Here is a 22,317-nt window from a genome sequence, read left to right on the forward strand (position 1 = left end):
GTGCGTGCCCCCTGACGATTGTCGTTGCACGGCCCAACGATCAATCATGGAGTGGGATTACGACGGGAGTGTTGCGGCAGTCTGTCCGAATCGAGAGGGCTGCCGGCTACGCCGAAGTCACCACCCCGAGCCGACCGGAGGAGCACCGATATGACCACGCACCCCACCCTCCAAGCGCTGCGGACCACCCCGGAAGGCCTGCTCTGGGAGCCCGGCGAACGCTGGGTGCGCGGCCGCAAGGGCGACGTCACGGTCGTCGACAGCCGCCACCCCGTCCTGGTCTGGGAGCCGGGCGTGCCCGTCCCGCTCTACGCGTTCCCGCATTCGGACGTACGGCAGGACCTCCTGCGTCCGGCGGCGAACCCGCCGATCGGCGCCCACACCGGCTCGCGGATCTTCTACGACCTCGACCTCGACGGCGAGCTGCTGGAGAACGCCGCCTGGACCTTCCCCGCCGCCGACCTGGCCGGGTACATCGCCTTCGAATGGTTCCGGCGCAGCGGCAGGGGCCTCGACCACTGGTCCGAGGAGGAGGAAGAGATCTTCATCCACCCCCGTGACCCGCACAAACGGGTGGACGCCATCCGCAGCAGCCGCCACGTCCAGGTGTCGGTCGGCGGCACGGTCGTCGCCGACACCCACCGGCCGGTACTGCTCTTCGAGACCGGTCTGCCCACGCGCTACTACATCCCGCGCGAGGACGTCCGTCTCGACCTGCTGGAACCGACCGACCACCACACCGGCTGCCCCTACAAGGGCACCGCCGCGTACTGGTCCCTGCGGGGCGAGGCGGAGGTGCCGCCGAACCTGGTCTGGAGCTACCCGGACCCGCTGCCCGCCGTCGCCCCGGTCAAAGACCTGCTCGCCTTCTACAACGAGGAGGTGGACATCACCGTCGACGGCGAGCCTCTGGAGCGCCCGGTCACCCACTTCAGCCGGACGCCCGGCCCGAGGACGTGACGGCGCACGACGTGCGGTACCTCACCACACCTCCTCACAGCCGCAGGGTGAACCAGGTGGTCTTGCCCTCGTCCGTGGGCCGCACCCCCCAGCTGTCGGCGAGCGTACGCACCAGCAGCAGGCCCCGGCCGGACTCCTCGTCCTCGGCGGCCTGCCGGGGCCGGGGCAGCTGCGGGCTGCGGTCGCTGATCTCCACCGTGAGGTCGGTGGCGGTGCGGTGCAGACGGAGGCCGATGGGCCCCTCACCGTGCTGGACGGCGTTGGTCAGGGTCTCCGACAGCAGCAGGAGCGCGTCGTCCGCCCCCGTGGCGCGGTCCCAGGCGGTGAGCGCATTGTGCAGGAACGCCCGGCCCGCCGGCACCGAGGACGGACAGGCCGGCAGCTCGGTGGTCAGCACCGCCAGCGGCCCGGCCGGGAGCTGGGCCAGCAGCAGGGTGACGTCGTCGTTGTGGCTCTCGGCGTCGGGCAGCAGGCTCGCCAGCACATGGTCGGCGGCGGTCTCCAGACACGGCGTGCCGGTGAAGAACTTCTCCAGCACGACGCTCAGTTCGGCGACCCGGCCCTCGATGTCACTGCCCGGGGTCTCGATCAGCCCGTCGGTGTAGAGGACGAGGGTCGAGCCGGGCGGGACGGCCGTACAGGACTGCTCGTAGAGGATGCCGCCCACCCCCAGCGGGGCGTTGACGGGCGAGTCGAGCATGCCGACCGTGCCGTCGGCGGCGCCCGCGACGAGCGTCGGCAGATGGCCGGCCGAACACACGGTCACCGTCCCGGAGTCGGGCGCGATGACCAGGTAGCAGCAGGTGACGAGCTGGTCGGGAACATCGAGGTCGGCCACACAGGAGTCCAGGGCCTGCATCAGCAGCCGGGGCTCCATCCCGGTCTTGGCCAGCGCGTGCGCCGCCGACCGCAACTGGCCCATGACGGCGGCGGCCTCCAGGCCGCGGCCCATGACGTCACCGATGAGCACGCCCACCCGGTCGGCGCCCAGCGGTATCAGGTCGAACCAGTCGCCGCCCACCCCGGCCCCCTGGGTGGCGGGCCGGTAGCGGCTCGCGGTGGCCAGGCCCGGCAGCGCCGGCGGGGTGCCCATCAGGCTGCGCTGGAGCGTCAGGGCGATGTGCCGCTGCTGCTCGTACAGAGCGGTGAGTTCGGCCTCCGCGCGCTTGCGGTCACTGATGTCCCGGACGATGGCGCACGCCCCGACCACCCGCCCCCGGGTGTCCCGCGTCGGCCACAGGGTGACGTCCACGTCGAGCAGCGTGCCCGAGCCGGTCACGCGCAGCGTCTCGAAGTGCTCGACCTTCTCGCCCTTGCGCAGCCGGGCCAGCAACGCGTGGATGTCCCCGCGGAGTTCCGGCGGGGCGAGCATGGAGACGTGCCGCCCGATGGCCTCCTCGGCCGTGTAGCCGTAGAGGTCCTGGGCCGCCGCGTTCCAGTACGTGATGTACCCGTCGAGGGTCTTCGCGAGGATCGCGTCCTGGGAGGACTCGACGAGGGCGGCGAGTTCGTTGATCCGGGCCTCGGCGGCCTTGCGGTCGCTGACGTCCCGCACGGCGGCGGACACCAGCAGCCCCTCCTCGGTCTCCATCGGGCTGAGGCTGATCTCCACCGGGAACTCGGTGCCGTCTCCCCGCAGTCCGTGCAGTTCCAGACCGGCGCCCATCGGCCGGACCTGGCGGTTGGCCGAATAGCCGCCCCGGTGCCGGGTGTGCTGGCTGCGGAAGCGGGTCGGTATCAGCAACTCCACCGGACGGCCCAGCAGTTCCTCGCGCCGATAGCCGAAGAGCGCTTCGGTCTGCGCGTTGACTAGCTTGATGATGCCCGACCCGTCGACGATCACCATCGCGTCCGGTGCGGCCTCCAGCAGCCCGCGGAAGCGTTCCTCCGCGGCGCCGTTCCCGCGCCCGGGCGCCCCCGAGCGGCCGCACGAGCAGCGCTCCGCCTCCGGCGTGACGACGCCGCGCGTCCGTTCCCCTTCGATGGAGCCGGCCATCTCCGCCCCACCCCTTTCCCACCTGTGAATGCGGTCATCCCAGCGCTTTCGGGGCGCTCGGACGAGGAGAAGTCGTTTACTGGCCGTGACCGGCCGAACCTGTCTGGTGCGGCGCCCTGGTTGGCCGTTCTGTGAGCGTGACCTGTGAGTCGCCGCCGGGACTGCGGTCGCCGAGAATGGAGGCACCAGCGACGAAGAACCTCACCCGCGCACGGAGGGGGAGGGAACCATGAAGGTAGGGGTACTGACCGGCGGCGGTGACTGTCCCGGCCTGAACGCCGTGATCCGCAGCGTCGTCCGCAAGGGCGTCCAGGAGTACGGCTTCGAGTTCGCCGGTTTCCGCGACGGCTGGCTCGGCGTGATCCAGGGCCGGGTGGTGCCGCTGGGCGTTCCCGAGGTACGGGGCATCCTGCCACGCGGCGGCACCATTCTCGGGTCGTCGCGCACCAACCCGTTCAAGCACGAGGACGGCGTCGCCCGGATCCGGGAGACCCTCGCCGAGCACGGTGTCGACGCGCTCGTCGCGATCGGCGGCGAGGACACGCTGGGCGCGGCGGCGGAGCTGGGCCGGCAGGGGATCCGGATCGTCGGCGTGCCGAAGACGATCGACAACGACGTGCCCGGTACCGACTACACCTTCGGCTTCGACACGGCGGTGGGTATCGCGACCGAGGCCATCGACCGTCTGCACACCACCGCCGAGTCGCACATGCGCACCCTGGTGGTGGAGGTGATGGGGCGGCACTCCGGATGGATCGCCCTGCACGCGGGTGTCGCGGGCGGTGCCAACGTGATCCTCGTCCCGGAACGGCCGTTCGACATCGATCAGGTGTGCGCGTGGGTGAAGAGCCGCTTCGAGTTCCACTACGCGCCGATCGTCGTCACCGCCGAGGGAGCCGTGCCCAAGGAGGGGCAGATGGTCCTGAAGGACCGGTCGCTGGACGAGTACGGCCACGTGCGGCTGTCCGGGATCGGGGAGTGGCTGGCCAGGGAGATCTCACGGCGCACCGGCACGGACGCCCGTACGACGGTGCTCGGTCACGTCCAGCGCGGCGGCACCCCGAGCGCCTTCGACCGGTGGCTGGCCACGCGCTTCGGACTGCACGCCGTGGACGCCGTCAGGGACGGCGCCTTCGGGACCATGGTCGCCCTCAGCGGCACCAGGATCGTACGGGTCCCGATCCCGGGCGCCGAGGCGAGCACCAAGCTGGTCGATCCGGCGCTGTATGACGAGTTCGGGGTGTTCTTCGGCTAGCGGCGCCGCCCTTCCAGGATGCCGGCGGCTCAGCCGTCGTACGGTACGACCGCCACCGGGCGGGCGGTGTGGTGCAGTACCGCGTGCGTGACCGGACCCAGCCGGTCCCGGCCGCCGCCCCGGCCCACGACCAGCAGGTCGGCTCCCCGGGACGCGTTCAGAAGAGCCTCCGCGGGATGCAGCAGGACGACGTCCGCGCTGACCGTCACCTCCGGGTACGTCTCCTGCCGGGTGCGCAGGGCGTCGGACAGTCGCAGGATCTCCTCGTCCTCCCAGGTGGCCCGGTCCTCCGAGGCCACGAACAGCGTCCGGGGCGACACGGCCTCGGCGGGCAGGGCCCACGCCCTCACGGCCCGGAGCACCGCGCCGCGCGACCGGGCCGCCCCGAACGCGAAGTCCGCCACCGCGTCGGCCGGGCGGTGCGCGTCGAAACCCAGCACGACCCGCGGAACGGCGTCCCCCGGGCGTACGCCGTTGCCGAGGGCGCCCGGCCGCGGTCCGGGCACCACGACGACGGGAAGGCCGGCCGCGGCCGCCACCCGGAGGGCCACCGAGCCGACCGCGAGGCCGTCGAAGCCGCCCGAGCCCCTGGCACCGACCACGAGCAGCCCGCAACCGCACGCGGCCGACAGAAGGGCCTCGGCCGGGTCCTCGGCGCGCTGCTCGGCCGCCGTCCGCAGCTCCGGGTGGCGGGCCGCGAGGTCGGCGATCACCCCCTGGACGATGCGTTCGCCCACGCGGCGCAGCGTCTCCTCGGCCTGATGGGGAACCACGTCACCGGGAAGGGGCGGAGCGGCGTGCAGGACGTGCAGCGGGACGTCCCGCACCACCGCTTCCCGCGCCGCCCACTCGGCCGCGGCGAGACTGTGCGCGGAGCCGTCGACACCGGCCAGCACGGGGTGGCTCATCACGGCCTCCTTCACCCCCGGGGCCCGTTCACGTGCTCCTTCACTCTTCCACGGCGGGCCCTGGGACGGCTCGACGGCGGGCCCTGGTACGGCTCGACGGCGGGCCCTGGTACGGCCCCACGGTGGGCCCTGGTAGGGACGCGGTCCGGCACCGTCACCTGGGCGGATGGCCTCACCTGGGCGGATGGCCGCCGGACCCCGGCTGTTCGAGGTGGGAGGCGAGGACCGCGGCCTGGACGCGGCGCTGGACGCCGAGCTTGGCGAGCAGGCGGGAGATGTGGTTCTTGACGGTCTTCTCGGAGAGGTAGAGCTTCTTGCCGATCTCGCGGTTCGTGAGGCCGTCCCCGATGAGGTTGAGGATGTCGCGCTCACGGGGGGACAGGCTCGCGAGTTCGGCCGGCAGGGCAGGCGTCTCGACGGGGTCGGCGCGCAGCGACCGCATCAGGCGGGCGGTGGTCGCGGGGTCGAGCATGGACTGGCCGGAGGCGACGGTACGGACCGCGGAGACCAGGTCGGAGCCCTTGATCTGCTTGAGGACGTAGCCGGAGGCCCCGGCCATGATCGCGTCGAGCAGGGCCTCCTCGTCGTCGAAGGAGGTGAGCATGAGGCAGGCCAGGCCGGGCATCTGGTCGCGCAGTTCCCGGCAGACGGTGATGCCGTCGCCGTCGGGCAGGCGGACGTCGAGGACGGCGACGTGCGGGCGCAGCGCCGGGCCGCGGGCGAGGGCGTGCTGGACCGTGCCGGCGTCGCCGACCACCGAGATGTCGGGCTCCGCGTCCAGGAGGTCCGTGAGGCCACGCCGGACCACCTCGTGGTCGTCCAGCAGGAACACCCGGATCGGGTCCCGTTCCGTGAAGGTGCGCGACTGCGTCATGACGACCTCTCGTCCTCGCCGGGTGCCGCGGGACGGACCGCCGGCCGCCCCGGGCCGATCATCGCGCCGCCGGGGCGGGACACGCTAGGGCCGTCCGGCCCCACTCGCCGGTTCCGCGGCGGGCGGGGGCGTCGTGTTCGGGGACAGGTCGAAGTCCACGTCCACCACGCCCTCGACGGCCCTGACCAGCCGGGCCGCCACAGGCACCAGGGACGTGTCCGGGATCCGGCCCGCGAGTGTCACGACTCCGTCGTGGACGTCCGCGCGCAGCACCGAGCCGGAGAACGGGAACAACTGCGACAGGACGTCTCGCTGGACCTCGTCGGCGATCTCCTCGTCGTCGCGCAGGAAGACTTTGAGCAGGTCGGCGCGGCTGACCACGCCCTGGAGGACGCCCACGGCGTCGGCCACCGGCAGGCGCTTCACCCTGGACCGTGCCATGATCCGCGCGGCCTGCGCGAGAGTCGCGTCCGCGTGGACGGTGACCGCGGGCGAGGTCATCAGCTCGCCCGCGGTCAGGGCACCGGCCCTCTCGGCCGGGCCGTGGCGCCGGGGCGGCTGCGCGGACCCGTCCTGGTCGCCGTCCCGGAACTCCTCCTCGTGCAGCAGGTCCGCCTCGGAGACGACGCCGACGACCCGGCCCTCGCCCTCGACCACGGGCAGGGCGCTGATCCGCCAGTCCCGCATGAGCCGCACGAGCTCCTTGAAGGGCGCCTCGCGTCCGACGCTCACGACGGTCGTCGTCATGACGTCGCTGACGGTGTGAGGGGTGCCGTACATGGGGTCCACCTCCGTCAGTTGTTCGCGCCGGCACCGTACGGGGCGTACAGGTCGAGCAGTCGGGTACGGGCCGCGCGCAGCCGGTGGGCCAGCACCCCGCCCACCCACTGGTCGACGGCGTCCGCCAGCGCCGGGTCCTCCCGGCACAGGGACCTGACGGCCTCCGCGTCGAACTGCCAGGCCCGCACCGGGGTCGTCGCCTCGGCGCCCAGTTGCCACACGGGCGGGCCGAACAGCCAGGACCAGCCGAGGAGTTCGTTGGGGCCCAGATTCTCGATGACGGCCGCCCGACGGCCGGGCACATGCAGGTCCAGCTCGACCCGGCCGGTACGGATGATCCAGAACCGGTCGGCGCGGCCACCCTCCTCGAAGAGCCGGGCCCCGGGGGCGAAGGACACCTCCTGAGCCGTCCCCGTCAGCCGCTCCCGGTACGGGGCCGGGAGCGCGCGCAGCACGCTGAGGGTCGGTGATGCGTTCATGGCGGCCTCCCGGCACAGGCGTACGTGGTCCTGCTGCCAGCGTGTGCCGCCGGCCGCGGTCCCGCCATGGGCCGAGTGGGCCCACCGCCCCGGGACCATCAGCCCGCTCCCTCCACGGTCACCTCGTGCGGTTCTCGTGGCCGCCTCGTACGACGCCGACCTGCTGGTCGTCGGAGCCCGGCGCCGCGCACGGACGTCCGGGCTCCAGCTGGGCCGGGTCGCCCACGGCGTCCTGCACAACTCCGCGTGCCCGGTCGTCGTCGTACCCGAGCCGGCCTGACCACGGTCCGGGCCCGTCGGCCGGTGCGGGGGCCGGACGGCCCAAGCGCGGGCTTCCCGAGCCGGGACACGATGGAGGTGCGGGGCAGGTGCGGCGTCGTCGGCGCCCGGCCCCGCAGCGGACCAAGGACGGTGAGCGACCCCATGAAGGCCCTCGTGTTCCACGGCCCCGGGCAGTCCGCCTGGGAAGAGGTCCCCGACCCCGCCGTCAAGGAGCCCACCGACGTCGTCGTGCGCGTGGACGCCGTCACGATCTGCGGAACGGACCTGCACATCCTCAAGGGCGACGTCCCCGAGGTGCAGCCCGGCACGGTCCTCGGGCACGAGGCCGTCGGCGAGATCGTCGAGGTCGGCGGCGACGTACGGACCGTACGGCCGGGCGACCGGGTGCTGGTCTCCTGCATCAGCTCCTGCGGGCGCTGTGCCTACTGCCGGGAGCGGATGTACGGCCAGTGCCGGGGCGGCGGAGGCTGGATCCTCGGCCACCTGGTCGACGGCACCCAGGCCGAGTACGTCCGCGTCCCCTTCGCGGACCTGTCGGTCCACGCACTGCCCGCCACCCTCGACAGCAGGGACGCCGTGCTGTTCGCGGACATCTTCCCGACCTCCTACGAGGTGGGCGTCCTCAACGGGCACGTCCGTCCCGGCGACAGCGTCGTCGTCGTGGGCGCCGGACCCGTCGGACTCGCGGCGATCACCACGGCACGGCTGTTCTCGCCCGAGCGGATCATCGCGGTGGACCTGGCCCCGGCCCGGCTGGAGGCCGCCCACCGGTTCGGCGCGGACGCGGTGGCCGACATCCACGAGGCCCCGGCCCAGCTGGTCGCGGACCTCACCGACGGGCTGGGCGCGGACGTGGTGATCGAGGCCGTCGGCGTGCCGGAGAGCTTCGAATCGTGCACCCGCATGGTCCGGCCCGGCGGGCACGTCGCCAACATCGGCGTGCACGGCAGGCCGGTGACCCTGCACCTGGAAGACCTGTGGAACAGGAACGTCACCATCACCACCGGCCTGGTGGACACCCACTCCACACCCACCCTGCTGCGGATGGCCGCGGCCGGCCGGCTGCCCACCGGGCAACTGGTCACCCACACTTTCCCGTTGGCGCGTATGGAGGAGGCGTACGACGTCTTCCGCCGGGCCGGCGAGACCGCCGCGCTCAAGGTCGTGCTCGGCGGTGAGCAGCACGAGGTCGCCATCCCCGCGGCCTGACGAGAGGACGTGACAGGTCATGGCCGAACAAGTGCACCCGGGCAGGGTGGAGCGGCCGCCGCTCGGTGACCTGGGCCGCCGGCTCATGACCCGCCGGCTCGAACTGGGCCTCACCCGCAGGGAGACGGCCGTCCGCGCCGGTGTCGCGCCCGGCTACCTCCAGTACCTGGAGGAGAACCCGCTCGCCGCACCCGGCACCGGTGCGCTGCTGCGACTGGCCGAGGTGCTGCACACCACCCTGACCCATCTCACCGGTGGCGACACCGAGACCCCGCCGGGCTCCGGACGGGCGGCACACGCCCCGGAGTTCGCCGAGCTGAGCCCCGCGCAGTGCATGACCCTGCTGGGCACCCACGGCGTGGGACGGCTCGGTGTGCCCACGGCCGGCGGACCGGTGATCGTGCCGGTCAACTACAGCGTCGTCGAAGGCGCGATCGTCTACCGGACGGCTCCCGGGACGCCCCCGGCGCTCGCCGCCGACCACCGGGTGGCCTTCGAGACCGACCGGATCGACGACGCGTTCAGCGAGGGATGGAGCGTGCTGGTCCAGGGCCGCGCGCACACCGTGACCGACGCGGACGAGATACATCGGCTCACGGCGTCGGCACACAGCACACCGTGGGCCGGGGGCCGCCGCGACCTGTGGATGCGCGTCGAACCCGACATCGTGACCGGGCGTCGTATCAGGGCGTGATCCGGCGGTGCGGCAAGAGGCCCGCCGCCACCCGGACACCCCGCCCGGGGAACCCCGGACCGTTGCCGAGGGTCGCTCGGCCCGTGCCCCGAGCGGAGAAAAGGCGGAGGCTGGAAGTGTCGCAGGACGGCATCTCACCCCTGGAGGTCGCCATGACCGGTAATCCGTCCGTCGTGAGTGACGTGATGACCCGCACGGTGGTCGCCCTGCGCCGCGGCGCGGCCTTCAAGGACATCGTGAGGACCATGCGGCGGTGGCGGGTGAGCGGCGTGCCCGTGCTCGACGACGAGGGGCATGTCCTGGGCGTCGTCTCGGAGGCGGATCTGCTGCGCAAGGAGGAGGCCCGCGACGGCGTCACGGTCGGGGCAGGGGCCCTGCCCCGCGTGGACGTCCGCACGACGGGGGCCGCGGTGACCGCCGGCGAACTGATGAACACCCCGGCCGTCACCGTCCGCGCCGACGCCACGCTCCCGCAGGCCGCGCGGGGCATGGCACGGCACGGGATCAAACGGCTGCCGGTCGTCGACGCCCAGGGGGTGCTGGTCGGCATCGTGAGCCGGGCCGACCTGCTCAAGGTGTTCCTGCGGGACGACGAGGAGATCGCCGAGGAGATCCGGCGCGACGTCCTCCCGCATCTCTTCGCGCTGGAGGCCGAACCTCCCCGGGTGTCGGTGCACGACGGTGTCGTGACCCTCACCGGCCGGGTCGGCGACACCGCGCTGGTGCCGCTGGCCACCGGCTGGGTGCGCAGCGTCGAGGGGGTGGTCGACGTCGACTGCGCACTGGCCGGACCCCGCCGCCGCCCGGACCTCGACCCCGACCTCCCGGACCTCGACCCCGACCTCCCGGACGTCGTCGCGACCCCGCGGACCCGCACCGTGTGAGGAGGCCGGACCGTGGAACGCGACAGCAGCCGGAAGCCGCCGAGCCGCGACGGCCGCCGGAGGAGGACCGGTTCGTGGTGCTGGCGCTGGCGGAGCAATCCGCTGCGGAGGCGCAGTGACGTGGTGGAGGCCTGGATCGTGCTCGGCCTCTGGGGCCTCGCCCTCGTCGGCGGGGTACTCGCCGGCTGGGGCGTGGCCCGAACCGTCGACCGGACCTTCGCCGAGCGGCGGGCCGAGGTGCACACGGTGACCGCGCGGCTGACCGAGGACGCGGCCGACGGCACGCCCGTCACGGCCGGCTACGACGTCGGCCTGACGTGGGCCACGGTCCGCTGGACGGCTGCCGACGGCTCCGTCCACACCGGCCGGGCCAAGGTCGTGCCCTCGGCCACGGCCGGCACCCCCGTCCAGGTGTGGGCGAGCCGCGGCGGGCGACTGGTAGGAGCACCGGCGAGCGAGGCGGAGTCGGCCTTTGAGGCAGTAGCGGCCGGTGTCCTCGTGGGGCAGTCGACCTCGTTCGTGGTGTACGGCGGGGGCCTGCTGGTCCGCCGACGGCTGCTCAGCCGGCGTCTCGCCGAGTGGGACGACGAATGGCGGCGCGTCGGACCTCAGTGGCGCGACTTCAGCGGCGGCAAGGGGTGACCGGAACGCAGACCGGAACGGCACCCCCACACGGCTGTCACACCGCTGTGCCCCGTGCCACCCCGTGTCACCCGATGTCGTCCCGGACGGAGACCGGTGCCAGCCGGCAGCGCACGTCGACCACGCCCTCCACGGCGCGTGCCAGGCGTTCGGCGACCGGTGCCAGCTCCGTCCCGTCGATCGAGCCGGTGAGGGTGACGACACCTTCGGCGACCTCGACCCGGATGTGGTCGGCGGAAAGCGGGAACAGGCGGTCGACGACCTCCCGGCGCACCTCCTCGGTGAGTTCCTCGTCCTCGCGGAGGAACACCTTGAGCAGGTCCGCGCGGCTCACGATGCCCTCCAGGATGCCCACCCCGTCGACGACGGGCAGCCGCTTGACCCTGCGCCGGGCCATGATGCGCGCGGCCTCGGCCAGGGTGGCGTCGGCGTGCACGGTGACCGCGGGCGCGCTCATCAGCTCACCGGCGGTCACCCCGCCGGCCTTGGCCAGGTCGGCGAGCCGATCCCGTTGCACGAACCGGTCCGGATCGGCGTCCCGGAACTCCTCCTTGGGCAGTAGGTCGGCCTCGGAGACGACGCCGATCACCCTGCCGTCGCCCTCCAGCACCGGGAGGGCGCTGACCTTCCACTGGTCCATCAGCGTGACGACGTCCTTGAAGGGGGCGTCGCGGCCGACGGCGACAGCGCTGCGAGTCATCACGTCGCCGACGGTGTGCGGGCTGCGGTGCATGGTTGCCTCCTCGGTTCTCCCCTCCAGCGTGTGCTCGGCGCGGCCCCGCCACCAAGGGCCGCCCAGACCCCTCCGAAGGATGGTGAAGGGGCCGAGTGGCCCCTCCTGCCCTCCGTCCGCCGGTGCGACGGTGGAAGGACAGGCACCTGTCTGCCCAAGAGGTGGCAGCCCGAGGAGAGGCGGTGGGGACGATGACACTTCCCCTGGTCGTGGGCGTCGACGGTTCGGATTGCAGCCTTCAGGCCGTCGACTGGGCGGCGGACGAGGCCGCCCGCCACGACGTCCCGCTCCGGCTGGTGTACGCGTCCATGTGGGAGCGCTACGAGAGCGGCGTACCCGGGACCGGCGAAGAGCGCCCCTCGGAGCGAGTGCTGGCGGAGCACATCGTCGCCTCGGCGGCCGACCGTGCCGCCCGGCGTGCCCCGGACGTGAAGGTCACCACCGACATACTCCCCGAGGACCCCGTGGACGCCCTCCTGCACGAGGGCAACAACGCCTGCCTGGTGGTCACCGGATCGCGTGGCCGCGGCGAACTGAAGGGACTGCTCCTCGGCTCGGTGGGGCTGGCGGTCGCGGGGCGGTCGTACTGCCCGGTGGTCGTGGTCCGCGGGGATCCGGCTGGCCTGGCGGGCACCCACGAACGGATCCTGCTCGGCGCCGGCGGTCCGGCCTCCGGCGGCGCGGCCGCGCGGTTCGCCTTCCGGGAGGCCGCGGTCCGCGGCTGCCCCGTGGACGTGGTCCGCGCCTGGCGTCGTCCCACGGTGGACGCGCCCGCCCAGAAGGGCGGCGAGCCGCAGGCCTCCGCTCTCTTCGACGAGCTGCTGCGCGGACCCGCGGCCGACTACCCGGACGTCCGGGTGCGCATCGTGACGGCCGAGGGCCCGGCCCACCGGATCCTGGTGCACCGCTCGGCCGCCGCCGACCTCGTCGTGCTGGGTGCCCGCCGCCGGCACGGCCACCGTGGACTGCAACTGGGCCGGGTGGTCCACGCCGTGCTGCACCAGGCGGACTGCCCGGTGGCCGTCGTACCGCAGACCGGGTGAGCGCCGACCTGAAGGGAGCGACCCGGTGAAGTGGGAGTACGACGGTTACGTGCCCGCCGACGAGCGGCTCAGGGAATCCCTGTGCACGCTCGGGAACGGGTACTTCGCCACCCGGGGCGCGCTGCCGGAGTGCGCCGCGGACGACGTCCACTACCCGGGCACCTACGCGGCCGGCTGCTTCGACCGGCTCACCTCCGAGGTCGCCGGACACCGGGTCGAGAACGAGGACCTGGTCAACCTCCCGAACTGGCTGCCGCTGCGGTTCCGGCCGGCGGGCGGCGACTGGCTCACCCCGGACACCGCGCCGGTGCTGGAACACCGGCAGGTCCTGCACCTGGCCGACGGGGTGCTGGAGCGGCGGACCCGTTACGGGCTCGGCGCCGGGCGGGTGCTGGACGTCCGCCAGCTGCGCCTGGTGCACATGGCGGACCCGCATCTCGCCGCCCTGCGCACCGAGTTCACCGCCCAGGGCTTCGCCGGTGAGCTGGAGGTCGAGGCGGCGCTCGACGGCGAGGTCCGCAACGCCGGTGTGCCCCGCTACCGCGACCTGGCCGGCCGTCACCTGGCTGATGTCCGTACCGGAACCGCCTCCCCGGAGACGGTGTGGCTCGGCTGCCGTACCCACACCTCGGACATCCGTATCGGTATGGCCGCACGACTCACCGCGGACGCCCCGGTCTCGGCGGGAGACGGCCTGCTGCGGGCCGTACAGCGGCTGCGGCCGGTGCTGACACCCGGCCGTACCCGCACCGTCGACAGGACCGTCGCCCTGCACACCTCCCGCGACCCCGCGATCGCCGAGCCGCTGGGCGCCGCCGTCGACCGGGCCGGCGGCGCGCCCGGATTCGACGCTCTGCTCAGGACCCACCGGGACGCCTGGAGCCGGCTGTGGCGACGGACCGCCCTCGACGTCCCCGGGGAGGCGGGCCGCGTCCTGCGCCTGCACCTCTTCCACGTGCTCCAGACGCTCTCCCCGCACACCGCCGAACTGGACGTCGGCGTCCCGGCCAGGGGTCTGCACGGCGAGGCCTACCGCGGGCATGTCTTCTGGGACGAACTGTTCGTCCTGCCCTTCCTCGACCTGCGCCTCCCCGAGGTCTCCCGCGCCCTGCTGCGCTACCGGTACCGTCGCCTGGAACGGGCCCGCGCCGCCGCCCGCGCGATCGGCCGGCGCGGCGCGATGTACCCGTGGCAGAGCGCCGCCGACGGACGCGAGGAGTCCCAGGCGCTGCACCTCAACCCACGCTCGGGACGCTGGTTGCCGGACCACTCCCGTCTCCAGCGGCACGTCGGCTCGGCGGTGGCCTACAACGTGTGGCGGTACTGCGAGGCGACCGGCGACACCCGGTTCCGGCACACCGAGGGCGCCGAGATGCTGCTGGAGATCGCCCGTTTCTGGGCGGACTCGGCCACCTGGGACGACCGCCTCGGACGCCACCGCATCCGCGGTGTGATGGGTCCTGACGAGTACCACGACGCCTACCCCGGCGCCGCCGAGCCGGGCCTCGACGACAACGCCTACACGAACGTCACCGCCGCCTGGGTACTGACCCGCACCCTGGAACTGGTGGCCTCCCTGCCCGAACCGCGCCGCCGTGAACTCGTCGAACGCACCGGCCTGGACGACGCCGAACGCCGACGGTGGCAGCAGGTGTCCCGCACCCTCCACGTTCCCTTCCACGACGGCGTCATCAGCCAGTTCGAGGGCTACGGCGACCTCGCCGAACTCGACTGGGACGGCTACCGCGCACGATACGGCGACATCCGCCGCCTGGACCGGATCCTGGAGGCCGAGGGTGACACCGTCAACCGCTACAAGGCCTCGAAGCAGGCCGACGTCCTGATGCTCGGCTACCTCTTCTCGCCCGCCGAACTCCGCGCGCTGTTCGGGCAGTTGGGGTACGAACTCGACGAGGACAGCTGGCTCCGCACGGTTGACCACTACCTGTGCCGCACCAGCCACGGCTCCACGCTCAGCGGCCTGGTGCACGGCTGGGTCCTGGCCCGCGCCCGGCGCGCCGATGCCTGGACGTTCGTCCAGGAGACCCTGCGCGGCGACGTCGCCGACGTCCAGGGCGGCACCACCGGCGAGGGCATCCACCTGGGCGCCATGGCGGGCACCCTCGACCTCGTCCAGCGTGGGCTGACCGGCCTGGAGACCCGGGACGGGGCACTCTGGTTCGACCCGGTTCCGCTGCCCGGCCTGTCGTCGTACGGCGTGTCCCTCCGTTACCGCGAGCACTGGGGGATACGGCTGCGGCTGCGGCGCGGACGGCTGGAGGTGACCGTCCCGTCGTCCGACGAGGGACCGGTCGACATCAGGCTGCCCGACCGTGCGGTGTGCGTCGAACCGGGGGACACCTGCGTGCTGGTTCTCCCTGACCACGACGGTCCGCCCGCGCACGGGGCGGCCCGCCCCGCGTGAGGGCCGGCCGGGCGCCGGATCAGCGTGCGCGCGACGCAGCACCGGGACCGAGTCCAGGACGGGCGGCCGGCGCACCCCGGTGCCGCGGGACGCCCGACAGGCCTGCCGACCGGCCCGGCGGAGTCGGAACGGGCGCTCAGGCGACCGCGTCGGCGACCGTCGGCCGGATGTCCAGGACCTGGTCCGCGCCGGTCAGTTCCAGTACGCGCTGGAACTGGCGGGCCGGCCTGGCCAGACGCAGACGGTGGCCGCGGTGGAACTGCAACAGCACGTTCAGCACGGTGGAGTCGGCGAAGGTCACCGCGGCCGCGTCCACGACGACCGTCGTGTGAGTGGTGGCCGCGTCCTGGAGGGCCGAGGCCAGCAGGGGAGCGGAATCGAGGTCGAAGGCGCCGTGGGCGGCCACCACCCAGGCACCCTCCTGCTCGTACTGGGTCAGGCGAGGCAGCGATGGCGCGTGCGACGTGGTCGGATCCGGCCGGCTCTCGCCGCCGTTCGCGGGACTCATGCCGGTGAGTATGCCGTGAAGATCCGACAAGTGGGAGAGAACCCCGGCGACTGCACGGGATGGACCGGTTTGTCGTGACCGATTCATGAGGCAGGTGGCTGTCCCGGCGCGCGCGGGGTCCGGCGCCGGGCGGCCGCGTTCAGAGGTTCCTGAGAGGTTCCTGTGCGACGCTGACGCGCCGTCGTACCGGCGCCCCTCACCGACTCCTCCGAGGATCTGTCCATGACCCTGATAAACGGCCTGCCCGCACACGTCCTGCTCGTGCACCTCGTCGTGGTGCTCGTGCCCTTGACCGCGCTGGCGCTCGTGGCCGCGGCGGTCTCGCGGCGAGCCGCCCGCCGCATGGGTCTTGTGCTGCCGGTGCTGGCGCTGGTCACGCTGCTCGGCGTGCCGCTCACCACGCAGGCCGGTGAATGGCTGGAACGGCACGTCAGCGACGACGCCCTGGTCCGTCGGCACGCCGAACTCGGCGACGGCCTGCTCCCGTGGACCGTGGGCCTGTTCGCTCTGGCGGCGCTGGTCTGGTGGGCCGCCCGTCCGGCCACGGCAGCCGGCCCGGACTCCGCGGGCGGTTCGTTCTGGACCACCACGCCGGTGCGCGTGGCGGCGGTCGTCCTGTCCCTGGCGGTGGCGGCGGGCGCCGTGGTGGACGTCTACCGCATCGGAGACTCCGGCGCGAAGGCCGCATGGCACGACGGCTTCTCCCAGTCGGCCTCGAACGGCGACACGGCGCGCTGACCCACCCCTGACAAGAGCGGGGCCCGACCCGTTCGGAGGTCGGTGCCGCTCGCGAAGAGTCGGCGGTGCCGCACGCGCAAGCCTGGCGGTGCCGTAGGCGAAGACGCGGCGGTGCCGTCCGCGAAAACCCGGCGACGCCGGTGACCGTCCCCGGGATACTGGTCGCCCATGGATGAGGTCGAAGTCGTCGTAGCTCATTCCGAGCGCGCGACGCTGCGCGTCGGCGACGTGTTCCTGAAGGTGGACGCCGATCAGGCGCGCGTCGACGCCGAGGTCGAGGCGATGGCCCTCGCGCCGGTCCCGACCCCGGCGGTCCTGTGGCGCAGGCCGCCGGTGCTCGCGATCGCCGCACTCCCGGGGACGACGCTCGGGCGGCTCGGCGGGCCGGCGACCGGGTCGCCCGCGGCGTGGGCCGCGGCGGGCGCCGCCATCCGGAAGCTGCACGACGCGCCGTTGCCGCCACGGCCGGGCCGGGCCGGCCGCGGTGTCGTCGCGCTGGCCGCGGAACTCGACGCCGAATGCGGCCTGTTGGTGGCGAACGACGTTCTGCCCGCCGACCTGATCAGCCGCAACCGCCAGGTCGCCGAGGCCGCGCTCCGGCCCTGGACGCCGGCCTTCACGCACGGCGACCTCCAGATCGCGCACCTCTTCGTCGACGGCGACGAGGTGACGGGCATCATCGACTGGTCCGAGGCGGGCCAGGGAGACGCCTTGTACGACCTCGCCACCTTCACGCTCGGACACGAGGACCGCCTCGACGACGTCATCGCCGGTTACGGTATCGACGTCGACCTCGACGTGATCCGCGGATGGTGGTCGCTGCGCAGCCTGCTGATCGTCCGCTGGCTGATGGAGCACGGCTTCGACGCCTTCGCGCCGGGCTGCGAGGTCGACGTGCTGAGGGCCCGGATGTGAGGACGGTCGCTCGTACCGGCACCCGGTCCTGACCTGGGCGTACCCGCGGACCCGCCGCCTGCACGAACCTCTCGCTCGGTCGCCGGTCGGCGCGCTCGCTCGGCGGCCGGTCGGCGCGCTCGCTCGGTCGCCGGTCAGCGGTGGATGTTCTCCAGGTCCTCCAGCAGGCCCGGGTGCTTCGGCTCCCAGCCGAGCGCCTGCCGGGTGTGGGCACTGGACGAGGGCTGGTCGGTCGCGAAGATCTGGCCGAGTGGGCCGAAGGTCTCCGTCGGCACCGACCGCACCGGCAGGCCCAGGCGGCGGCCGATGACCGCCGCTATGTCGCGCACCTCGTCCCCCTCGTCGGCCACGGCGTGCCAGGAAGTACCTGCTTCCGCCTGCTCCAGGGCGAGTCGGAAGAGGACTGCCGCGTCGAGCGCGTGCACGGCCGGCCAGCGCTGTGCGCCGTCACCCGGGTAGCCGGACACGCCGGTCCGGCGTGCGATGTCGGTCAGCAGGCCGGCGAACCCGCCCGCGCCCTGGTGGTGAACGGTGCGCGGCATGCGTACGGCCGTGCTCCGGACCCCGCGCGAGGCCAGGCCCAGGACCGCCGTGACCGCGCGCCCGCGCCCGCCCACCGGACCGTCGGTCGGCAGCGGGTCGGCCTCGGTGGAGACGCGGCCCGGCACCCAGGGCGTGCCCGACACGGTGACGAAGGGGCGGTCGCTGCCGACGAGTTCCTCGCCGAGGGCCGCGAGGGCGGCACTCTCCTCGGCGACCGACCTGGCGACGGCCTCGGGACTGCTGAAGTCGTTGCCGAAGGCCAGGTGGATCACCCCGTCGGCCCGGGCGACGCCGGCCCGGAGGATGTCCAGGTCGGCGAGGGCTCCTCGGAGCGGCTCCGCGCCGGCGGTCTCGGCGGCGAGCGCGGACGCGTCGGAGCGGGCCAGCGCGAGGACGGTGTGGCCGTTGCGGAGCAGCTCGGCGATGACGGCGGAACCGATCAGACCGGTGCCACCTGTGACGAAAACACGCATGGGAAAACTCCCGGACAAGTGATGGGACTCTTGTCCCATCACTCTAGCGCAGTGATGGGACAAGAGTCCCATCGCCTATGATGGCGACCATGGGCAGATGGGAACCAGGCGCACGGGAACGCCTCGTGGTGGCCGCCGTCGACCTGTTCACCGAGCAGGGGTACGACGCCACGACGGTCGCGCAGATCGCCGAGCGCGCCGGAGTCACCAAGAGCACCTTCTTCCGGCACTTCCCCGACAAGCGCGAACTGCTGGTGGCCGGGCAGGAGACGCTGAGCCGGCTGCTGACCGAGGGCATCGCCGAGGCGCCCGGTGACGCCAGTCCGCTCGAGGCGGTCGCCGCCGGCCTCGAGCGCGCCTCAGGGGCGATGGGACCCATGAACCGCGAGCTCGCTCCCCGCCTGAAGGCGGCCGTCGCCGCGAGCGCCGAGCTTCAGGAGCGTGACGCCCTCAAGAGCGTCAGCCTCGCGGCCGCGATGACGACCGCTCTGGTCGCCCGAGGCGTACCCGACGCGACCGCGGCCCTGGCGGGCGAGCTGGGCGTCCTCGCTTTCAAGCGGGGGTTCGCCCAGTGGTCCGAGGGTGAGCGTGACGGCAAGCAGGACCTCGCCGGGTACACCCTGGCGGCGCTGCGTGAACTGCGCGCGGCGAGCGCGTCGCTGGGCTGAGTCGGCGGCCTCACACGCGGGCGCGGCCGCGGGCAACCGCAAGGCGGCGACGGGTCGCGCGCCGGCGGCCCCGTGCTTGACCGACGGCCCGGCCGGGCTACGCCTCGAACTCGGTCAGATCGATGGCGTGAACGCGGAGAGGGAAGCCGTACACCGGGTGCACCGTCTCCCGCTCGGGCACCATGCCGAGCTTGCGGCTGACGTTCTCGGAGGCGTTGTCCCCCACCCGGTTGATGCTGATGACGCGGTCCAGGCCGCGGTCCTGGAGCGCGAACTCCAGCGTGGCGTGCGCCGCTTCCGAAGCGTATCCCTGGCCCCAGAACTGCGGGCCCAGCCGCCAGCTGATCGCCACGGCGGGCATCACCTCCGGCAGGAACCAGGGCACGGACAGTCCCGTGAGGCCGATCAGCTCGCCCGAGGCCAGCACTTCGACGGCGAAGAGCCCGAAGCCCTCCTCGTCCCACTCCTCCTCCCAGCGCTCGACCGCCTCTGCCGTCTCGTCCAGGTCGCGCACCGAGCCGTCGTCGACCCACCTCATGACCCGCGGGTCCGCGTTGATGTCTGCCATGGGCACCAGGTCGTCGTCGTGCCAGCCACGCAGGAGGAGACGGGGTGTGCGGATCTCGGTCATACGCCCATCCTGCCGGAGACGGACGCCGGCCACGTAATCCGGCGGCCGCCACCCGTGCCGTTCCCACCAGTACTCCCGGGCCGCCCCACGGTGGCTCGGGAGCACTGGTGCCGGGCCGCCCCACGGTGGCTCGGGACTGCTGGTGCCGGGGCGCCGGCTGTCCCGATGCCGGTAGGTCAGCCGAACGCCTCCGAGGCCGGCCGGCCCGTCGGCCCGCCGACGTCACTTCCCGAGTTGCGGATAGAGCGTCTCGATGTCCGCGGCCAGGCCCGCCTTGACGCGCCGGGACAGGTCGTCGGCGAGCACCTCGTAGGCCCCGGACTCGACTCCGTCGACGGCGAGCGCGGCGACCGCCTCCGGGCTGGACTTGGCCGCGTCGACGTCCGCTGCCATGTCGGTGTCGACGTAGCCCACATGCAGACCGGTCACATCGATACCGCGTGGCTTCAGCTCCAGCCGCAGGGAGTTGGTCTGCGACCACAGGGCCGCCTTGGACGCGCTGTAGGAACCGGCCACACCGATCCAGGAGAGGACGGAGTGGACGTTCAGGATGTGGCCGCCGCCGTTGGCCTCGATGACCGGAACGAAGGCGCGGGTGACCTGGAGGGGGCCGTAGAAGTTCGTTTCGAACTCGCGCCGGATGTCCTCGACCGGCGAGGTGAGGAACGACGCCTGCACCGAGACGCCCGCGTTGTTGATGAGTACGGTGACGTCCTTCGCCGACTCGGCCGCTGCCGCCACCGACGCCGGATCGGTCACCTCCAAGGCCACCGGCACGACGTCCGGGTTGGTCACCGAGCGAGGGTCCCGTGCCGTGGCGTACACCTTGGCCGCGCCGCGCGCCAGCACCTCCTCGACGAGTGCGCGCCCCAGCCCGCGACCGCCGCCGGTGACCAGGACCACTGCGTTTTCAAGCGATGTCATGTCCAGCTCCTCAGAAGAACCGTCCCCCGGATTTCCGAACCAACCGTCACGCTGGCACACGTGTGAGAAAGACACGCGGAGAGGACGCACCCGCCATGACACATGTGCTCAACGCTCCCCGTCAAGTTGACGCACACATGTCTCGACATGTGCGGTCTCCTCAGCGCAGGAAGTCCAGGACCTCCCGCGCGAACTCCTCGTGGTACTGGAACAGGAAGCCGTGTCCGGAGTCGGGGTACAGATGTGCGCGGGCGTCGGGCAGCGAACCCGCGAGCAGCCGGAATGCCGAGGGCGGGACGACCCGGTCACTGTCCCCGCCCGCGACGAGTGTGGGCTGCCGGATCGCGCCGAGTCCGTACGGCGCGCCCCCGTCGGGCACGCCCCACTCGAGCAAGGCCGCGGACTGGGCTTCCCGGGCCGCCGCGCTGACCGGCAGATCCCGGTCCCGCTCCCGCTCGATGTAACGGCCGAAGAATTCCAGGCCACTGCGCTGGCCGGCCTCGGTGTGGTTGAAGAAGGCGGACAGGTAGTGCTGAGCCCGGGGTTCGCCCGAACAGACGTGGCCGAGCACGTCGTCCCGCAGTCCGTGGATCCCCGGTGCACCGCGCGGGGCGGTGGCCGCGAGGACGAGGCGGCGGACGGCGGCCGGCTGGAGCAGGGTCATCTCCTGCGCGGTGTACCCGCCCATGGAGAACCCGAGCACATCCACTTCCCGCACCTCGACGGCCCGGAGGAAGGCCATGGCGTCGAGGGCGGTGTCCCGGATGGTACGGGGTGTGCTGCCGGTGCTGAGACCGACGCCGGCGTTGTCGAAGGCGATGACATCACGCTCCGTAGCCAGCGCGTCCACCAGAGCGGGATCCCAGCTGTCCAGCGTGCCACTGAAGTGTGGAAGGAGCAGCAGCGGAGGTTGCGAACCTCTCGGACCGCACCGGCGGTAGGCGTAGGTGATGCCGGAGGCCGCTCGGGCCCTGCGGTTCGGCGTCTCGTGGTACATGACGTTGACTCCTGCGCCGGTGAAGTGCTCATCGGTCATGCGAGGAGCACAGGGACGGCGACGAGTCTGACGCCGTCCGCGGCGCGGGCCATCGGACATTTGACCGTACGCGAACCCCGGGCGCGCCGGCGCACGGATGACACGTGGGGCCGTTGGTGCCGTGCCGCGCGGCCGGGTCAGTCGCGGCCGGGAGCGGCGCCGTCCGATGCGACCGGGGTGTACGTGACCGACCGGTCCTGCTTGTGGCGTCGGATGCGGCCCTTCGCGACCAGGCCCTCCAGGGTGTTGCGCACGACCTGAGGGGTGGGGACCCGGTCGGGATGCGCCTCGATCAGCTCTTCGCGCAACTCCTTGGCCAGGCGCGGAGTGTCGTGCTTCTTCAGCTGGTCCAGCAGCAGGTCCCCGAGGAGGGGGCGCGGCCCGGTCCGTCCCCGTGGGGCCTTGACCTTGCGTGAGGCGGCTCGCCTCGCGGCCTTGACCGCGCGCGGACGAGTCGCGGACTCCTCCGTCGCCTCCGGACTCGGCGCGGCTTCCGGCTCGGTGCCCCGTGCCTGCTCCGGCACCGTGGTGGAGTGCTCTGCCAGGTTGAGGATGTCCAGGAGCAGTTTCTCCTCCTGACGCAGGGTCTCGAGCTGGCGTTGCAGCTCCTGCTGCTGCCGGCGGTTGTCCTCCAGATCGGACGCGGCCTGCTCCATGTATCGCGACCGGACCGTGGCGGCGGCTGACTGGGTGGGCACAGCCTCACTCCCTTGCGTG

At 72.8% G+C, this 22,317-nt stretch carries 23 protein-coding genes and 1 pseudogene; 12 read left to right on the forward strand and 12 right to left on the reverse strand.

What is annotated here, in order from left to right; all coding sequences use genetic code 11:
• Positions 1 to 150: 150 nt before the first annotated feature.
• The gene (locus tag MB828_RS17265; protein ID WP_301648976.1) at positions 151 to 960 is read left to right on the forward strand and encodes a DUF427 domain-containing protein; all 810 of its coding nucleotides are present in this window, start codon (positions 151 to 153) and stop codon (positions 958 to 960) included.
• A gap of 34 nt (positions 961 to 994) precedes the next feature.
• Here the strand turns inward: MB828_RS17265 and MB828_RS17270 are convergent, their stop codons facing one another.
• On the reverse strand, positions 995 to 2,956 hold the full coding sequence (locus MB828_RS17270) for a PAS domain S-box protein (protein WP_301648977.1): 1,962 nt from the start codon (positions 2,954 to 2,956) through the stop codon (positions 995 to 997).
• A gap of 229 nt (positions 2,957 to 3,185) precedes the next feature.
• Here MB828_RS17270 and MB828_RS17275 point away from each other — a divergent pair, with 229 nt between their 5' ends.
• The gene (locus MB828_RS17275) at positions 3,186 to 4,211 is read left to right on the forward strand and encodes a 6-phosphofructokinase (RefSeq protein WP_301648978.1); all 1,026 of its coding nucleotides are present in this window, start codon (positions 3,186 to 3,188) and stop codon (positions 4,209 to 4,211) included.
• A gap of 29 nt (positions 4,212 to 4,240) precedes the next feature.
• On the opposite strand, the gene MB828_RS17280 is transcribed toward MB828_RS17275, so the two are convergent.
• The 4 genes from MB828_RS17280 to MB828_RS17295 all read right to left on the reverse strand — a co-directional run bounded on the left by MB828_RS17280 (position 4,241) and on the right by MB828_RS17295 (position 7,252).
• Positions 4,241 to 5,119, reverse strand: coding sequence for a universal stress protein (locus tag MB828_RS17280; protein WP_301648979.1), 879 nt, complete (start codon positions 5,117 to 5,119; stop codon positions 4,241 to 4,243).
• Positions 5,120 to 5,291: 172 nt separating this feature from the next.
• Complete coding sequence (locus tag MB828_RS17285) at positions 5,292 to 5,993, reverse strand: response regulator (RefSeq protein WP_301648980.1); 702 nt, start codon at positions 5,991 to 5,993, stop codon at positions 5,292 to 5,294.
• Between the two features lie 84 nt (positions 5,994 to 6,077).
• On the reverse strand, positions 6,078 to 6,773 hold the full coding sequence (locus tag MB828_RS17290) for a CBS domain-containing protein (RefSeq protein ID WP_301648981.1): 696 nt from the start codon (positions 6,771 to 6,773) through the stop codon (positions 6,078 to 6,080).
• Positions 6,774 to 6,787: 14 nt separating this feature from the next.
• On the reverse strand, positions 6,788 to 7,252 hold the full coding sequence (locus MB828_RS17295) for a cyclic nucleotide-binding domain-containing protein (RefSeq protein ID WP_301648982.1): 465 nt from the start codon (positions 7,250 to 7,252) through the stop codon (positions 6,788 to 6,790).
• A gap of 124 nt (positions 7,253 to 7,376) precedes the next feature.
• On the opposite strand from MB828_RS17295, the pseudogene MB828_RS17300 reads away from it, so the two are divergent.
• From MB828_RS17300 to MB828_RS17320, 5 genes and pseudogenes are all read left to right on the forward strand, one after another.
• A pseudogene (locus MB828_RS17300) lies at positions 7,377 to 7,532 on the forward strand (universal stress protein); the annotation flags it as partial.
• 143 nt (positions 7,533 to 7,675) lie between these two features.
• Entirely contained in the window at positions 7,676 to 8,743 is a 1,068-nt protein-coding gene (locus MB828_RS17305) for a zinc-dependent alcohol dehydrogenase family protein (protein ID WP_301648983.1), read from the forward strand.
• Between the two features lie 19 nt (positions 8,744 to 8,762).
• Positions 8,763 to 9,437 carry a helix-turn-helix domain-containing protein gene (locus tag MB828_RS17310; protein WP_133024199.1) on the forward strand — a complete coding sequence of 225 codons (675 nt, stop codon included), beginning with the start codon at positions 8,763 to 8,765 and terminating at the stop codon, positions 9,435 to 9,437.
• 152 nt (positions 9,438 to 9,589) lie between these two features.
• The gene (locus MB828_RS17315) at positions 9,590 to 10,321 is read left to right on the forward strand and encodes a CBS domain-containing protein (protein WP_301648984.1); all 732 of its coding nucleotides are present in this window, start codon (positions 9,590 to 9,592) and stop codon (positions 10,319 to 10,321) included.
• A gap of 12 nt (positions 10,322 to 10,333) precedes the next feature.
• Positions 10,334 to 10,963: an Rv1733c family protein gene (locus MB828_RS17320; protein WP_301648985.1), complete on the forward strand. Its 630-nt coding sequence runs from the start codon at positions 10,334 to 10,336 to the stop codon at positions 10,961 to 10,963.
• A 67-nt stretch (positions 10,964 to 11,030) separates the two neighbouring features.
• On the opposite strand, the gene MB828_RS17325 is transcribed toward MB828_RS17320, so the two are convergent.
• Positions 11,031 to 11,696: a CBS domain-containing protein gene (locus tag MB828_RS17325; protein WP_301648986.1), complete on the reverse strand. Its 666-nt coding sequence runs from the start codon at positions 11,694 to 11,696 to the stop codon at positions 11,031 to 11,033.
• A 191-nt stretch (positions 11,697 to 11,887) separates the two neighbouring features.
• Between MB828_RS17325 and MB828_RS17330 the strand changes: the two genes are divergently transcribed.
• Both MB828_RS17330 and MB828_RS17335 read left to right on the forward strand, forming a co-directional pair.
• On the forward strand, positions 11,888 to 12,739 hold the full coding sequence (locus MB828_RS17330; protein WP_301648987.1) for a universal stress protein: 852 nt from the start codon (positions 11,888 to 11,890) through the stop codon (positions 12,737 to 12,739).
• A 25-nt stretch (positions 12,740 to 12,764) separates the two neighbouring features.
• Complete coding sequence (locus tag MB828_RS17335; protein ID WP_301648988.1) at positions 12,765 to 15,164, forward strand: glycoside hydrolase family 65 protein; 2,400 nt, start codon at positions 12,765 to 12,767, stop codon at positions 15,162 to 15,164.
• A 136-nt stretch (positions 15,165 to 15,300) separates the two neighbouring features.
• On the opposite strand, the gene MB828_RS17340 is transcribed toward MB828_RS17335, so the two are convergent.
• Entirely contained in the window at positions 15,301 to 15,672 is a 372-nt protein-coding gene (locus tag MB828_RS17340) for an STAS domain-containing protein (protein WP_133024204.1), read from the reverse strand.
• Between the two features lie 222 nt (positions 15,673 to 15,894).
• On the opposite strand from MB828_RS17340, the gene MB828_RS17345 reads away from it, so the two are divergent.
• Together MB828_RS17345 and MB828_RS17350 are read left to right on the forward strand one after the other, a co-directional pair.
• A complete protein-coding gene (locus MB828_RS17345; protein WP_301648989.1) occupies positions 15,895 to 16,410 on the forward strand; it encodes a DUF2231 domain-containing protein in 516 nt (171 codons plus the stop codon).
• Between the two features lie 168 nt (positions 16,411 to 16,578).
• Positions 16,579 to 17,325 carry a phosphotransferase family protein gene (locus MB828_RS17350; protein WP_301648990.1) on the forward strand — a complete coding sequence of 249 codons (747 nt, stop codon included), beginning with the start codon at positions 16,579 to 16,581 and terminating at the stop codon, positions 17,323 to 17,325.
• A gap of 134 nt (positions 17,326 to 17,459) precedes the next feature.
• On the opposite strand, the gene MB828_RS17355 is transcribed toward MB828_RS17350, so the two are convergent.
• The gene (locus MB828_RS17355) at positions 17,460 to 18,341 is read right to left on the reverse strand and encodes an SDR family oxidoreductase (RefSeq protein ID WP_301648991.1); all 882 of its coding nucleotides are present in this window, start codon (positions 18,339 to 18,341) and stop codon (positions 17,460 to 17,462) included.
• An 89-nt stretch (positions 18,342 to 18,430) separates the two neighbouring features.
• Between MB828_RS17355 and MB828_RS17360 the strand changes: the two genes are divergently transcribed.
• Complete coding sequence (locus MB828_RS17360; protein WP_301648992.1) at positions 18,431 to 19,009, forward strand: TetR/AcrR family transcriptional regulator; 579 nt, start codon at positions 18,431 to 18,433, stop codon at positions 19,007 to 19,009.
• A gap of 97 nt (positions 19,010 to 19,106) precedes the next feature.
• Here MB828_RS17360 and MB828_RS17365 read toward each other — a convergent pair whose 3' ends face one another.
• The 4 genes from MB828_RS17365 to MB828_RS17380 form a co-directional block, all read right to left on the reverse strand.
• The gene (locus MB828_RS17365) at positions 19,107 to 19,640 is read right to left on the reverse strand and encodes a GNAT family N-acetyltransferase (protein ID WP_301648993.1); all 534 of its coding nucleotides are present in this window, start codon (positions 19,638 to 19,640) and stop codon (positions 19,107 to 19,109) included.
• Between the two features lie 222 nt (positions 19,641 to 19,862).
• Positions 19,863 to 20,564, reverse strand: coding sequence for an SDR family oxidoreductase (locus MB828_RS17370; RefSeq protein WP_301648994.1), 702 nt, complete (start codon positions 20,562 to 20,564; stop codon positions 19,863 to 19,865).
• A 160-nt stretch (positions 20,565 to 20,724) separates the two neighbouring features.
• The gene (locus tag MB828_RS17375; RefSeq protein WP_301648995.1) at positions 20,725 to 21,600 is read right to left on the reverse strand and encodes an alpha/beta fold hydrolase; all 876 of its coding nucleotides are present in this window, start codon (positions 21,598 to 21,600) and stop codon (positions 20,725 to 20,727) included.
• A 137-nt stretch (positions 21,601 to 21,737) separates the two neighbouring features.
• A complete protein-coding gene (locus MB828_RS17380) occupies positions 21,738 to 22,256 on the reverse strand; it encodes a hypothetical protein (protein ID WP_301649129.1) in 519 nt (172 codons plus the stop codon).
• Positions 22,257 to 22,317 lie beyond the last annotated feature (61 nt).

It is taken from the genome of Streptomyces arenae, assembly GCF_022343545.1.
GTDB lineage: Bacteria > Actinomycetota > Actinomycetes > Streptomycetales > Streptomycetaceae > Streptomyces > Streptomyces humi.

What these genes read in the sequence shown, in the direction of transcription:
- MB828_RS17265 (WP_301648976.1), top strand. Translation starts at nt 151, where the DNA reads ATGACCACGCACCCCACCCTCCAAGCGCTGCGGACCACCCCGGAAGGC.
- MB828_RS17270 (WP_301648977.1), bottom strand. Translation starts at nt 2,956, where the DNA reads ATGGCCGGCTCCATCGAAGGGGAACGGACGCGCGGCGTCGTCACGCCG.
- MB828_RS17275 (WP_301648978.1), top strand. Translation starts at nt 3,186, where the DNA reads ATGAAGGTAGGGGTACTGACCGGCGGCGGTGACTGTCCCGGCCTGAAC.
- MB828_RS17280 (WP_301648979.1), bottom strand. Translation starts at nt 5,119, where the DNA reads ATGAGCCACCCCGTGCTGGCCGGTGTCGACGGCTCCGCGCACAGTCTC.
- MB828_RS17285 (WP_301648980.1), bottom strand. Translation starts at nt 5,993, where the DNA reads ATGACGCAGTCGCGCACCTTCACGGAACGGGACCCGATCCGGGTGTTC.
- MB828_RS17290 (WP_301648981.1), bottom strand. Translation starts at nt 6,773, where the DNA reads ATGTACGGCACCCCTCACACCGTCAGCGACGTCATGACGACGACCGTC.
- MB828_RS17295 (WP_301648982.1), bottom strand. Translation starts at nt 7,252, where the DNA reads ATGAACGCATCACCGACCCTCAGCGTGCTGCGCGCGCTCCCGGCCCCG.
- MB828_RS17305 (WP_301648983.1), top strand. Translation starts at nt 7,676, where the DNA reads ATGAAGGCCCTCGTGTTCCACGGCCCCGGGCAGTCCGCCTGGGAAGAG.
- MB828_RS17310 (WP_133024199.1), top strand. Translation starts at nt 8,763, where the DNA reads ATGGCCGAACAAGTGCACCCGGGCAGGGTGGAGCGGCCGCCGCTCGGT.
- MB828_RS17315 (WP_301648984.1), top strand. Translation starts at nt 9,590, where the DNA reads ATGACCGGTAATCCGTCCGTCGTGAGTGACGTGATGACCCGCACGGTG.
- MB828_RS17325 (WP_301648986.1), bottom strand. Translation starts at nt 11,696, where the DNA reads ATGCACCGCAGCCCGCACACCGTCGGCGACGTGATGACTCGCAGCGCT.
- MB828_RS17330 (WP_301648987.1), top strand. Translation starts at nt 11,888, where the DNA reads ATGACACTTCCCCTGGTCGTGGGCGTCGACGGTTCGGATTGCAGCCTT.
- MB828_RS17340 (WP_133024204.1), bottom strand. Translation starts at nt 15,672, where the DNA reads ATGAGTCCCGCGAACGGCGGCGAGAGCCGGCCGGATCCGACCACGTCG.
- MB828_RS17345 (WP_301648989.1), top strand. Translation starts at nt 15,895, where the DNA reads ATGACCCTGATAAACGGCCTGCCCGCACACGTCCTGCTCGTGCACCTC.
- MB828_RS17350 (WP_301648990.1), top strand. Translation starts at nt 16,579, where the DNA reads ATGGATGAGGTCGAAGTCGTCGTAGCTCATTCCGAGCGCGCGACGCTG.
- MB828_RS17355 (WP_301648991.1), bottom strand. Translation starts at nt 18,341, where the DNA reads ATGCGTGTTTTCGTCACAGGTGGCACCGGTCTGATCGGTTCCGCCGTC.
- MB828_RS17360 (WP_301648992.1), top strand. Translation starts at nt 18,431, where the DNA reads ATGGGCAGATGGGAACCAGGCGCACGGGAACGCCTCGTGGTGGCCGCC.
- MB828_RS17365 (WP_301648993.1), bottom strand. Translation starts at nt 19,640, where the DNA reads ATGACCGAGATCCGCACACCCCGTCTCCTCCTGCGTGGCTGGCACGAC.
- MB828_RS17370 (WP_301648994.1), bottom strand. Translation starts at nt 20,564, where the DNA reads ATGACATCGCTTGAAAACGCAGTGGTCCTGGTCACCGGCGGCGGTCGC.
- MB828_RS17375 (WP_301648995.1), bottom strand. Translation starts at nt 21,600, where the DNA reads ATGACCGATGAGCACTTCACCGGCGCAGGAGTCAACGTCATGTACCAC.
- MB828_RS17380 (WP_301649129.1), bottom strand. Translation starts at nt 22,256, where the DNA reads ATGGAGCAGGCCGCGTCCGATCTGGAGGACAACCGCCGGCAGCAGCAG.